The following is an 11,901-nucleotide window of genomic DNA, read 5'->3' on the forward strand; positions in this document are numbered from 1 at the left end:
TGAACAACAGGGACGCGCGCGGCTTGGAGAGTCTGATCCTAAATGCGCTCACTGCCGATCAGTGTGTAGCGCGTGGGCCTGTAGGTAAATGTCCTGCAAAGATTCGGGCCCTGCGCCGTCAACCTCATGGCAGCGGCAGTTGCCTTCCTTCCGACATTGCCGGCGCAGCGACGCCCAGGATGCGCGACAGGCTCGGTGCGATGTCCACCACCTCCACCCGCGTGTCCACCCGACCTGCCCTGACCCACTTCGGCCCGTAAACCAGGATGGGAACGTGCGTGTCGTATGGATGAGGCGAGCCGTGCGTGGCAATCGACGTGCTCGATCCGAACATGAAGTTGGGTTTGATGGTGAACTGGACTTCGCCGGCGACATCGGGATGCCAGGCCTTGCGCGATGCCTCGAAGAAGGGCGCGCCGGCGCGGCTGTTGGACAGCAGTTCGGCGCGGGTGTAGGCCGTGCCTATGCTGGGCTCCAGCAGGATCAGGCGTCGCGACTCCTCGGCCACAGCGTCCAGGCTCACGCCCCTTGCGGCGATCAGCTTCTTGTCGAGCAGGAGCGAGGCGCCCGAAGCGCCCAGCAGCCATTTGCCTTCACCGAACTTCTGGACCAGGCCAGCGCTGATCCTCGTGAGCATCTGCGACGAACTGATGCGGCCCGACTCGACGCCGCGCGCCTGGTTGAATTCAGGCGCCGGCATGAAGCCATGGTCCGCCGTCAGCACCGCGATGTAGTTGTCCTTGCCCACGGTGGCATCGAGGTCCCGCAAGAACGACTGCAGCATCCGGTCGAGGTGAAGAAAGTGATCGTGCGACAGGCGCGACTCGGCGCTGAAGCGGTGATTCACATAGTCGTGACCGGACAGGCTGACCGCAAGCAGGTCGGGCGCATCGTCGCGGCCCAGGCCTTCGCCTGCGATGGCCGCACGCGCGAATTCCAGCGACAGGGCATCGGCGAACGGGCTGGCGAGCAGCGCCGAATAGAACGCCGGGCCGGGCACATCGTCGGCTGCCACACCCATCATCATCGGCAGCTTGCCGCCGCGCGGCCCGTACCAGGGCTGGTTGTCGGCGACCGAGCGGGCGTAGGCTGCTTCGGGCAGGACCGGCTTCCACTCGGTCTTGAAATAGGTGTCCGCGAGCTTGCGGCCGTTGAACTGCGTGACCCAGGTCGGGTGCGCCGGCATGTAGAACGAGGTCGATGCGAACTGGCCGCTTTGCCCCATGTACATATAAGCCGTGCCGGTCTTGCCCGCAGGAAGGATGGCGCCGCGGTCCTTGCCCGAAATGGCGATCACCTTCGAGCGAGCGTCGAGCCGGCGAAGCACATCGCCCACGGTTTCGGCCTTGAGATTGCGCGGGCTGGTCCCGTCGAGCGGCCTGGTGCTGTTGCCCAGATAGGTGGCGCTCGTGTCGCCGGTGTTGTAGACCGGCTCGCCCGTGGCCTGGTCACGCCACTCGTTGCCGATGATGCCGGTGCGATGCGGATACGCGCCGGTGAGCATGGTGGCGTGGCCTGCCGCTGTCACGGTGAATGCATGCCCGTACTGTGCATCGGCAAACCACGCGCCCCGGTCGAGGAAGCGCGCGAATCCATCGGGGGCGAGCTGGTCGCGATAGGCGAGCACCTGCCGCTGGGGCAGGCCGTCCACGACAAGCAAGACGACCAGTTTGGGCTTGTCCGGGGTTGCGGGCGGCGTTGCGCAGGATGCGAGCAGCGCGCAAACGAGCGCAGCAAAAGATGTGCGAATGAGTTTGTGCGACTTCATGCCGCAGGATCAGGAAGTGATCACGACCAGCACACTGCACGGCGCCTGTTCGATCAGCGCCCCCGAGATCGAGCCGCGCCACCATCTGGCGGCCCAGCTGTCCAGGTGCTTGTGACCCACCACGACCAGGTTGCAGTCGATCTTGCGGGCGAACTTCGTGATCTCGTCCACGGCCTCGCCCACCAGCACTTCGCCTTTGGGCGCGTAGCCTGCGCTGGTCAGGCGCTGCAAGCCGTCTTCCAGCACGGCAAGGTGTTTTTTCTTTTCGCGCTCTTCCAGCTCCATGTCATACACACCGCCTTCGAGCCCGACAAAGCTCATGGCCGATGGCATGACTGCGATCAGGAACAGCTCGGACTGACTCCATTGCGCCAGGTCCTGGCAATCGAGCAATGCTTTCTGCCCGGCATCCGAGCCGTCGTAGGCCAACAAAATTCGCTTGTACATGACACACCCCTTCGACTGATGGTTTGGGGCAAGCATAGACGCAGTTACCTGCTTTGTCGAAGCGATCAGCCTTGGGGAAAGTGCCTATCCAGAAAGTCGGCCATGCCGTCGAACACATCATCGAGCGTGCGCGCTTTTGTGCCAAAGAGCGCATGCAGCGCGGCCGCATCCTCGAACAATCCGTGCAGGTAAATGCCCATCACGTTGCCGCGCGCGTTGCACCAGCCGAGGCTGTCGGGCAGCACCGCAATTGCCGCTTCCATGCCCGCATGCTGCGCCGTGCGGCCATGGTGAATCTCGTAGCCCGACACCTCCACTCCGCCGTTGGCCCTGAGCCTGCCGAAGGGCATCGTCGCATCCACCGCCGGCAGAAATTGCGTGGTCGTGCGCCTGACGATCTTCTCCTTGCCGAACACCGTCACCAGCGGCAGCAAGCCCAGCCCCGGCCCATTGCCGTCAATACCATGAGGATCGATCAATGCCTCGCCCAGCATCTGCAAGCCGCCGCACACGCCCAGCACCGTACCGCCTCGCGCGGCATGTTCGGCAATTGCGCGGTCCAGGCCCTGCGTACGAAGCCACGACAGGTCACCGGTCGTGTGCTTGGAGCCCGGCAAGATGATCCAGTCGGCACCCGCGACATCTGCAGGACTGCGTGCCCAAACCAGCCGCACACCTGCCACATTCTTGAGCACCTGGAATTCATCGAGATTGCTGATGCGCGGATACGCGACGACAGCAATGGTCGTGTGAACCGGGCCGGCGCTGAGGGTGCGCTCGTCAAAGACGCCGTCTTCATCGGGCAGCCCGTGGTCGCGCCACATCGGAAGTGTCGCAACCGTGGGGATGCCGGTGAGTTGCTCCAGCATCTGGGGCCCTGGCGCGAGCAGCGCCGCATCGCCGCGAAACTTGTTGAGCACGAAGCCGTCGATCAATGCCTGCTGCTCTGGCGGCAGCAGCGCCCAGGTGCCGTAGAGATGCGCGAACGCCCCGCCCCTGTCGATATCGGTCACCAGCAGGCAGCGCGCATTGGCGTGCTGCGCCACACGCATGTTCACGATGTCACTGGAGGCCAGGTTGATCTCTGCGGGTGAGCCGGCTCCCTCGATCACCACGATGTCGTTTTCCTGACGCAAATCATCGAGCGATTGCGCGATGAACGGCCACACCTGGCCGCTTCGTTCACGCCAGGGCATCTGCGTGAGCCTGTCGTTGACCTCGCCGAGCAACACCACCTGGCTGTGCGTGTCGCGCTCGGGCTTGAGCAGCACAGGATTCATGCGCACATCGGGCACGGCGCGTGCTGCCAGCGCCTGGAAATACTGGGCGCTTCCGATCTCGCCGCCCGCCACGACGCGGGCGTTGTTGCTCATGTTCTGCGCCTTGAAGGGCGTCACCTTCAGGCCCTGCCGCGCATAACGACGGCACAGGGCCGTGACAAGCCAGCTCTTGCCCGCGCCGCTGGTCGTGCCCAGCACCATCACGCAGCGTGCGGTCATGGCGTGCGCTGCGCAGGCTGCATCGGCAGCGCCACCCAGTGCCCGTCCAGCGGGCGAACGCCGATCCGGTTGTCGAACACTTTTTCCAGCGCACGATGCGTGTCGCTGTGCGCGCATGCGCCGTGATGCGAGATGCGGCCTTCCTGCATCAACACCATGTCGTCGGCATGCAGCGCCATCGTGATCTCGTGCAGCACCGATACAGCCGTGCCGCCGCGCTGCACATGGGCCCTGACGATGCGCAGCCAATCGGCCTGGTGGGGAGGGTCCAGATTGCCCAGCGGTTCGTCCATGATGAGGATAGCTGCCTGAACCGCCAGGGCACGCGCCAGCAGCACGCGCTGGCGCTCGCCGCCCGAGAGCTGGCCGAGCGGCCGGTCGCGCCAGTCCCATGACTGCGTCTCGCGCATGGCGGCTTCGACTGCGCTTCGATCGGCAGCGCTGGGCGAGCCGAGCCAGGCTTGATGCGGAAGGCGGCCGAGCATCACGACGTCATAGGCAAGCAGGTCCTGCGCACCCGGTTCGTTCTGGCCGAGCCATGCGATCTGTCGTGCGCGCTCCCTGTTGGGAATCGTTGCGACATCGCGGCCGTCGATCTGTATCAGCCCCTTGAAGGCAATGAGGCCCGCCAGCGCGCGCAAGAGGGTTGTCTTGCCCGCGCCATTGGGGCCGACGATGGCAGTCCAGCGTCCAGTGACGAGCGACAGGTCCACCTCGCGCACGACTTCGCGTGTCCCCAGAACAATGCTCAGCTTGCGCGCGGCAATGGCATGCATTGCGTCGTTCATAACGGCCGCCTATGCATCAACCACAACAGATACCCGCCACCCAGCACCGCCGTCAGCACGCCGACGGGCAGCTCCTGGGGCGCGAGCAGCCACCGCGACAGCACGTCGGCCGCGAGCAGGAGCACACCGCCTGTCAAAGCCGCGAGCGGAAGCAGCCAGCGATGCGTGGTCTTGACCCTCGCGCGCACCAGGTGAGGCGCGACCAGCCCGATGAAAGCGATCAGGCCCACTTGTGCCACGGCTGCAGCGGTCGCAAGGGCCATGGTCGCCACCAGCACGAAACGCAGCGGCGCGAGCGAGATACCCAGGCTGGACGCGGTGTGCTCGCCGAGCGCGAGCGCATCGAGTGCCGGGCTGAACCCGATTGCAACGACGGTGGTGAGTGCGAGCAGCGCCGCCAGAAGCAGCACGCTTTCCCATCCCAGGAAACCTGTGGTTCCGAGAAGAAACGCCTGCAGCGTCCGCATGATGTCGGGCGTCCAGAACATGATGAGCGCGGAAAGCGCGCCGAACACCATGCCCACCACCACACCGGCCAGCAACAGGCGCAGCGTGTGTTGCACGCCTTTTGCCAGCGCGAGCGTGACCAGCACCGCGCCGACGGCGCCCGCGAACGCGGCGCCCGTGATGCCCAGCTGCGCCGTCCAGCCCGATGCGGCCATCGGCGAAACGCCCACCACGGCCAACAAAGTAGCGACACCCAGCGATGCGCCCGCCGCACTGCCCAGCAGATACGGATCTGCCAGCGGGTTGCGAAACAGCCCTTGCGCGATCGCCCCGCCCAGGCCGAGCAGCGCACCCGCCAGCCACGCGCCTGCCGTGCGCGGCAACCGGATGTCCCAGAGGATGGCGTTGTCCGGGCCTGCGCCCGAGCGCCACACGGGCTCCCAGCCTGTGCTGCCGACGGCCGCGCCTGCGACGATGAGCAGCGCTGTGAGAACCACCAGCGCGATCACGAGCAGTCCCTCGCCTCGTCCGCTCACGCTGCCCGGTGCGACACTCATCTGCGCGCCTTCATCTGCATGCACTGGGCGAGGATGCGGGCCGCCTGCACCAGGCGCGGTCCGGGTCGGGCGATCGCGTCGCCTTGCTGCGGATCGAGCGCGCAAATACGGCCTTCGCGCACTGCGCGGATGTGTGACCAACCTGGCCGCGACTTGAGCGACGCGGCTTCACGCTGCGAAATCACGATCACTTGCGGATCGGCGCGAACAACGAATTCCGGGTTGAGCCGGGGCACCGTGCCCAGGCTTCCCGGCACGATGTTCGCTGCGCCCAGCCGCGCGAGGATTTCACCGATATGGGACGACTCGCTGGCGGCGTAGGGCCCGTTCGCGACTTCAAAATAGATGGACACACCTTTGGCCGACGCGGGCACCTGTTTCGCCGTATCGGCGATACCCGCATCGATCTGGGCCGATATGGCTTCGCCACGCGTCGTGCCGAGCACACGGCCCACGTTAGCCAGCGCGCGATGCACATCGGGCAACGTCTTCACATCGATGCCGAAGACCGGAATGCGCAGTGCCTGCAGGCGCGAAATCGCACGCGAGGTCGATGACAACAGCACGAGATCGGGCTTGAGGCTCACGATGGTCTCGATGCTGGCATCTTCCACGCCGCCCACATGCGGCAACTGCCGCACGCTCTCGGGCCAGTTCGAAAACGTATCGACGCCCACGAGGCGCTTGCACTCGTCCAGCGCGCAGACTGTTTCCGTGAGCGATGGAAGCAGCGTGACGATGCGCTGTGGCGGTTGAGCAAATTCCACAGTCACGCCGCGATCGTCGGTGACCGGGTAGGCTGCGGCGACACCCGCACAGAAAGCAAGTGCAGCTGCGAACCAGCGCTTTCCGCTCCTCGGCTTGTCATGCCGGACTCGATCCGGCATCCACCGCGCAGCGGCTACGGCCGTCGAAGTCATGGTTGCGGGGGATTCGAAGGATCCCTGCGATCTCGGCCCGCAATGACAGCCGGGGTCAGACCGCATGCGCATCCGCCCATCGCCTGATGATCGCGTGCAATTGCTCCACCCCATCGGTCAACGCGGCTGGTCCGGGCTGCAGGATGTCGGGCGACTTGATCTCGAACAACTGGCCATCGCGAACAGCATTCACTGCATCCCAACCCGCACGCGCAGCCACCTTCTCAGACCTGAATTTCTTGCCGCACCACGACCCGATGATGATGTCCGGATTACGGCGAACGATCTCGGCGCTATCGGCGATGATGCGGTCCCGACCCATGGGCATCACCCCCAGTTCGGCAAAGCAATCGTCACCGCCCGCGATGCCCACCAGCTCGGACACCCACCGGATCGCACTGATGTGCGGCTCGTCCCACTCTTCGAAATAGACGCGGGGACGCCGCCGCAAGGCCCGCCCCTGCTGCTCAATCACCTCCAGCCGGCTGCGCATCCCGGCCAGCAATTGCTCACCGCGCTCAACCTCGCCCACCATCGCTGCCACCTGGTAGAGCATCGAGAAAATCTCGCCGACGCTGCGCTGGTTGAAGATCGTGACCTGCACGCCACGTCTTATCAGCTCAGCAGCAATATCAGCCTGCAGGTCGGAAAAGCCGAAGACACAGTCGGGCTTGAGGTCAATGATCCTGTCGATCTTCGCCGAGAGAAAAGCGCTGACCTTCGGCTTTTCCTCGCGGGCCTTGCGAGGGCGCACCGTATAGCCGGAAATGCCCACGATGCGCTCTTGCTGCCCCAGCAAATACAGCCACTCCGTCGCCTCTTCGGTCAGGCAGACGATGCGTTGGGGACCGCGAGAAAACTCGATCATGGGCAGGGCTTTCAGGCGAGCTTACTTCGGCTGCCAGCGCAGCGTCACAAAGACGCTGCGTCCAGGCTGGTTGTAGCCCAGCGCGGTTTCATAGGTGCGATCGGCCAGGTTGTTCACCTTGGCCTGCACATGGAAGTCGCGCGCGAACTGCCAGTCGGCGTAGATATCTGCCGTCGTGTAGGCCGCAAGCGGTTTCAGGTTGGCAGCATCATCGAATCGGTCGCCGACATGCAGCACCGATCCGCCAAAGCGCCACGCACCCATCGTGTAATCAGCACCGGCCGTCAGCTGGGTCTTGGCGCGGCGCGGCAACTGCCTGCCGTTGGTTCGCATCGGGTCCAGCGAATCGGCGCTCGCACGCAACTCAAGCGCATTGAACTTGCCGGTGTACTCCAGCGTCCAGCCCTTGATGCGCGCATCGACGTTGATCGGCAAGGTTGTGTTGGTCATGAACCCGCGAATCTTGTTGTCGTAGCGAACCAGTTTGGCCTCATGCCCGGCCGCCGACCAGGTCACGCCCAGATCGGTGTTCTTGCCATGCTCCGGCTGCAGCGCTGGGTTGCCAAAGAACGGGTAGTAGAGCTGGTTGAACGACGGCGCGACAAACGACGTGCCATGCGACGCATGCACGCGCCACTGCGGCGAGACGCGAAAGCCGTAGCCCGCGAATCCGGTGGTGGCATCGCCGAACTGCGAATTGGAATCGCGGCGCACATTGAACTGCCAGCTGTGCCGCTCGTGCTTGCCGTTCAACCCTGCGAACACCGCATTGATCGTGCGTTTGCCCACCGTGAAGACGGTGTCGCTCTTCACGCGCTGCACCCGCTGCTCGACACCCGCGAGCACCACGCCAATCGGCGTCGCGATCTCGTTTTGCCAGGTGAACTCCGACTGCTCGGTCTTGAACGAACCGTCGAAACTGGAAGCGTATGAATTGTTCGTGTCGTTGCCCTGGGCCAGGCGCAGCTGCGTCTGCCAGCGGTCGTTCACCTTGCCTTGGACCGCGACGTGCGCAGTCGCCGTGCGCAACGCGCTTTTCGGATCGAAACCCGGGCCATCGTCGTACGAAGCAGTGCCTTCGGAGTAAACAAGGCCCCCATCGATACGCCAGTTGCCGGACAACTGGTAGCGCGCCGTCGCGGAGATCGCGTGCTGGTTGAACGGATCGACATCGGGCTCGAAGCTGCCGAACGGCACGCGCGGGTTGGTCGCAGAGAACCCGCGCACCCTCAGCTTGTCCACACTGAGCGAGTAACCAAGATTGCCCTGCCCGCCCTGGAAGCCGGCGCCGACCCTGGCGTAATGATCGCTGCCGAGCGCCATCGACGCATAGGGATGAAAGCCCTCCTTGCCCTTGCGCAGGAACACCTGGACCACACCCGCGACACCTTCGCTGCCGTACAGGGCAGACGCAGGTCCTTTGAGCACCTCGATGCGCTCGATCATGTCAACGGGAATCGAATCCCAGCTGGGCGTGCCAGCGGTGGCCGATCCCAGTCGCACACCATCGACCAGCAAGATGGTGTGGCGGTTCTCACCGCCGCGGATGAACACGCTGGAGAACTGGCCGGGACCGCCGTTGGCGCTCATCTGCACGCCGGCCGTGCGCGCCAGCAACTCGGGCAAGGTGCGGGCGGCAGAGGCTTCGATGGCCGCGCGGCCGATCACCTTCACATCGCTCACCAGCTCGTCAGCGCGGGTGGGGTTGCGGGTGGCAGTCACGACGACGTCCTGCAAGGTGGTCTGCGCAAAGGCAGACGAAAAAGTGCAGGGGAAAGCGGCCGCGCAGGCGGCCATGATTGCGCTGTTGCGCAGGACAAAGGCAGAAGATTTCATTGATGGAGACACACGAAACGAATACCCGGGCCCGGCTTCCCCGCCAGGCAATGGGCTTACAGCCGCGTGCTTCTTTTTCAAGGCGCACGCAACCACCGTGTTGGCCGGTATCCGGGCTGGCGGGTCAACTCCATCGCCTTCCCAGGCACGCGCTGTGTCGACGCGCGCCCAGTGGCATTTGCTGATGGAGCGGAATTTCCTGCATGCGAAATTCTTCCGCTTACCGTTGCGGGGGCAGCGCAGGTTGGCCCTGGGCCACACACCTTGCGGCATGTGGCATGGAGCGCCCTGCTTCCCGTTGAACTGCGGCATGCGAACCACACCGCGAGCACCAACCCGGGCATTTTACGGTTGAATTCCTGCGCAAACCCTACAATCATCCGCGTATGCCCAGTGCCTCCCAAATCGACCGGATCGCTGAACGCGTTGAGCGGCTCCTCGTGCGATACGAAGAGCTTCAACGCACCAACGCCCTGCTCGCCGAACAAGTCGACGTGCTCACGCACGAGCGCGATTCGCTCAAGTCGCGCCTGTCTGCAGCCCGTTCGCGGGTCGATGCGCTTCTTGAGCGCTTGCCTGAAGTCAAGAGCGCCGCTTGAGCCTGGCGCAACCCGACACCACCCAATCCATGAGCGCAAAGATGAAGCAGCTGGAGGTCCAGATCATGGGCCAGAGCTACCTGCTGGCCTGCCCCGAGGGCGGTGAGCAGCGCCTGCTCGACGCCGTGGAACGCGTTGACACCGCCATGTGCAAGATCCGCGATGCCGGCAAGGTCAAGGCCCGCGATCGCATCGCGGTGCTGGCTGCGCTCAATCTCGCGTTTGATGTGAGCGATCGCGGCGCTGCCGCGATGACGGCGCCGGTCATTGTTGCCGCGCAGGTTCCGCCTCCCGCTGCGGTCAATGGCAGTGGCCATGAAGGCGATGACCCGCGCCTTGCAAGCCTGCTGCAGCGGCTCGATGGGGTGCTCGGCGGCGACGGCCAACTGCTCTGACCCCCCGGCTGTCATGCCGGGCTCGACCCGGCATCCACCGTTCACTTGCCGGCAAGCCTGTCAAGCAATTTATATTTTTCTCCTCATCCCGCGCATGGACAGCCCACGCGCTGAATTTCGCGGCCTAGAATGGCCTCGTCTGCAGTGCGTATCGGGCCTTATATGTCCTTGAACCAATGCTCATTGAGCACGGGCCTGGAACATCGCCAATCGAGCGTGATCGTCTCGCGTTAGATGAACCCAACGACTGGCTGACCTAGCCCACCTGAACCACGGTTCAGGCTGCCGGCCCGGTGGCACTTGCAGACACCTTTTTTTCGCCCAAGAATGCTCCCATCTTCTGCATGGGGATTGGCATGAGCGAACTCGAAGCCCGATTCAATGTGCTGCGCCAGTCCGCCGACGCGGCTGCAGCCGCCGCCATCGAGGCGCTGGTGCAAGACGGCGCCGACGCAAGCCTGCATCGAATCAACGTGATCGAGTTTGCCGCCGATCGCGCGCTGCCCACCGACACCGTCCTTGACGCATTCCTGCACGCGGCCAAGCTGGGCCTGTTCGAGATGTCGTGGAACCTGCTGTGCCCCGGTTGCGGCGGCGTCCTCAATGCCAACCAATCCATCAAGACGATAGAGCAGCACGATTACGCCTGCGCCATCTGCGCCGCAGGCTACGAGCCATCACTGGACGGCATGGTCGAAGTGGCATTCACCGTCAGTCCACGCGTGCGCAAGATCGCCGCGCACACACCCGACACCCTGCCGATCTGGGACTACATGCGCCAGATCTACTGGAGCTCGGGCATCGCCTTTCCCAAGGACGTGCCACTCGATGAATTGATGAAAGACATCGTGATCGACTGGATGGAACTCGGCGCGGGCGAAAAGGCGACCATGTCGCTGCAACTGCCGCAAGCGTTTGTCATCGTGTTCGAGCCCGTCACCCACGCAGCGCATTTCATCGACGTGCAGGGCGAACCCACGCGCGAACGCCAGGAACTGGGCATGGTGTTCAACGCTGTGCAGGCCCCCACCGGCACCTTGAAGATGCGGCCGGGTCCCCTGCGACTCACGCTGGAAAACCGCACCGACCAGCGCGTGTTGCCGCAGTTGTACGTGGCAGGCGACGAACTGCATCACATCCTCGGGCAGCGTCGCAAATTTTTGTCTGCGCGTCACCTGCTGACCAACCAGACATTCCGCGATCTCTTTCGCTCGGACATGCTGCAAATTGACCAGCGCCTGAAGATCACGAGCATGACCTTCGTGTTCACCGACCTGAAGGCATCGACCGCCCTTTATGAGCGCGTCGGCGATCTGGCGGCCTACGACCTGGTCAAGGCGCACTTCGCGGTGCTCAATGAGGTGATTGGCCGCCAGTCGGGCGCGGTGGTCAAGACCATCGGCGATGCGGTGATGGCGAGTTTTCCGACGCCCGATCGCGGCATGGCCGCCGTGCTTGCGATGCGCGACGCCATGAAAAAACTCAACGCCGACCGGCCCGCGCAAGACCTGCTGCTCAAGATCGGCATCCACGAGGGCCCCTGCCTGGCCGTCACGCTGAACGACCGGCTCGACTACTTCGGCCAGACGGTCAATATCGCAGCGCGCGTGCAGGGACTGGCGACCTCGCATGCCATCTTCGCGACAGCGCCCGTCGTGAACGACCCCGCCGTCGCGGGTATGCTCGCGGATGCCGGGCTCACGCCGGTGCCGCAGCGAGCCAGCCTGCGCGGTATCGCCGATGAGCTGACGGTGTATGAAATTGCCTGAGTGACACC

11 protein-coding genes and 1 riboswitch are annotated in these 11,901 nt (G+C 64.3%); of the genes, 3 read left to right on the forward strand and 8 right to left on the reverse strand.

The genetic code is table 11. From position 1 onward, the window contains the following. Positions 1–124: 124 nt before the first annotated feature. The 8 genes from AQ12_RS10710 to AQ12_RS10745 form a co-directional block, all read right to left on the reverse strand. A complete protein-coding gene (locus tag AQ12_RS10710) occupies positions 125–1,768 on the reverse strand; it encodes an alkaline phosphatase family protein (RefSeq protein ID WP_053076678.1) in 1,644 nt (547 codons plus the stop codon). A gap of 9 nt (positions 1,769–1,777) precedes the next feature. Continuing rightward, the gene (locus tag AQ12_RS10715) at positions 1,778–2,215 is read right to left on the reverse strand and encodes a universal stress protein (RefSeq protein ID WP_048439893.1); all 438 of its coding nucleotides are present in this window, start codon (positions 2,213–2,215) and stop codon (positions 1,778–1,780) included. Positions 2,216–2,280: 65 nt separating this feature from the next. Continuing rightward, a complete protein-coding gene (locus tag AQ12_RS10720) occupies positions 2,281–3,714 on the reverse strand; it encodes a cobyric acid synthase (protein ID WP_048439894.1) in 1,434 nt (477 codons plus the stop codon). Beyond that, on the reverse strand, positions 3,711–4,502 hold the full coding sequence (locus AQ12_RS10725; protein WP_238587698.1) for an ABC transporter ATP-binding protein: 792 nt from the start codon (positions 4,500–4,502) through the stop codon (positions 3,711–3,713). The genes AQ12_RS10720 and AQ12_RS10725 overlap by 4 nt, the downstream gene beginning before the upstream one ends. Then, positions 4,499–5,506 carry an iron ABC transporter permease gene (locus AQ12_RS10730; protein ID WP_048439895.1) on the reverse strand — a complete coding sequence of 336 codons (1,008 nt, stop codon included), beginning with the start codon at positions 5,504–5,506 and terminating at the stop codon, positions 4,499–4,501. Before AQ12_RS10730 ends, AQ12_RS10725 begins: the two co-directional genes overlap by 4 nt. Next, complete coding sequence (locus tag AQ12_RS10735; protein ID WP_238587699.1) at positions 5,503–6,426, reverse strand: ABC transporter substrate-binding protein; 924 nt, start codon at positions 6,424–6,426, stop codon at positions 5,503–5,505. Before AQ12_RS10735 ends, AQ12_RS10730 begins: the two co-directional genes overlap by 4 nt. Positions 6,427–6,481: 55 nt before the next feature. Beyond that, entirely contained in the window at positions 6,482–7,294 is an 813-nt protein-coding gene (locus tag AQ12_RS10740) for a cobalamin-binding protein (RefSeq protein WP_048439897.1), read from the reverse strand. Between the two features lie 21 nt (positions 7,295–7,315). Then, positions 7,316–9,130 carry a TonB-dependent receptor domain-containing protein gene (locus tag AQ12_RS10745; RefSeq protein WP_082151538.1) on the reverse strand — a complete coding sequence of 605 codons (1,815 nt, stop codon included), beginning with the start codon at positions 9,128–9,130 and terminating at the stop codon, positions 7,316–7,318. Positions 9,131–9,214: 84 nt separating this feature from the next. Then, a riboswitch (cobalamin riboswitch) is annotated at positions 9,215–9,481 on the reverse strand. A gap of 35 nt (positions 9,482–9,516) precedes the next feature. Here AQ12_RS10745 and zapB point away from each other — a divergent pair. From zapB to AQ12_RS10760, 3 genes are all read left to right on the forward strand, one after another. Beyond that, positions 9,517–9,729 carry a cell division protein ZapB gene (gene zapB, locus AQ12_RS10750; protein WP_048439898.1) on the forward strand — a complete coding sequence of 71 codons (213 nt, stop codon included), beginning with the start codon at positions 9,517–9,519 and terminating at the stop codon, positions 9,727–9,729. Between the two features lie 41 nt (positions 9,730–9,770). Continuing rightward, positions 9,771–10,124, forward strand: a complete 354-nt coding sequence (locus AQ12_RS10755) for a cell division protein ZapA (RefSeq protein WP_048440015.1) — start codon at positions 9,771–9,773, stop codon at positions 10,122–10,124. A 356-nt stretch (positions 10,125–10,480) separates the two neighbouring features. Next, positions 10,481–11,893, forward strand: a complete 1,413-nt coding sequence (locus AQ12_RS10760; RefSeq protein WP_048440016.1) for an adenylate/guanylate cyclase domain-containing protein — start codon at positions 10,481–10,483, stop codon at positions 11,891–11,893. Positions 11,894–11,901: the final 8 nt, after the last annotated feature.

The sequence above is a fragment of the Caenimonas sp. SL110 genome (assembly GCF_001044395.1).
Taxonomy (GTDB): Bacteria; Pseudomonadota; Gammaproteobacteria; order Burkholderiales; family Burkholderiaceae_C; genus Ramlibacter.

Excerpts from the sequence above, each read along its gene's own strand:
- AQ12_RS10715 (WP_048439893.1), bottom strand. The coding sequence starts at position 2,215 with ATGTACAAGCGAATTTTGTTGGCCTACGACGGCTCGGATGCCGGGCAG.
- AQ12_RS10725 (WP_238587698.1), bottom strand. The coding sequence starts at position 4,502 with ATGAACGACGCAATGCATGCCATTGCCGCGCGCAAGCTGAGCATTGTT.
- AQ12_RS10730 (WP_048439895.1), bottom strand. The coding sequence starts at position 5,506 with ATGAGTGTCGCACCGGGCAGCGTGAGCGGACGAGGCGAGGGACTGCTC.
- AQ12_RS10720 (WP_048439894.1), bottom strand. The coding sequence starts at position 3,714 with ATGACCGCACGCTGCGTGATGGTGCTGGGCACGACCAGCGGCGCGGGC.
- AQ12_RS10710 (WP_053076678.1), bottom strand. The coding sequence starts at position 1,768 with ATGAAGTCGCACAAACTCATTCGCACATCTTTTGCTGCGCTCGTTTGC.
- AQ12_RS10760 (WP_048440016.1), top strand. The coding sequence starts at position 10,481 with ATGAGCGAACTCGAAGCCCGATTCAATGTGCTGCGCCAGTCCGCCGAC.
- AQ12_RS10755 (WP_048440015.1), top strand. The coding sequence starts at position 9,771 with ATGAAGCAGCTGGAGGTCCAGATCATGGGCCAGAGCTACCTGCTGGCC.
- AQ12_RS10740 (WP_048439897.1), bottom strand. The coding sequence starts at position 7,294 with ATGATCGAGTTTTCTCGCGGTCCCCAACGCATCGTCTGCCTGACCGAA.
- AQ12_RS10745 (WP_082151538.1), bottom strand. The coding sequence starts at position 9,130 with ATGAAATCTTCTGCCTTTGTCCTGCGCAACAGCGCAATCATGGCCGCC.
- AQ12_RS10735 (WP_238587699.1), bottom strand. The coding sequence starts at position 6,426 with ATGACTTCGACGGCCGTAGCCGCTGCGCGGTGGATGCCGGATCGAGTC.
- zapB (WP_048439898.1), top strand. The coding sequence starts at position 9,517 with ATGCCCAGTGCCTCCCAAATCGACCGGATCGCTGAACGCGTTGAGCGG.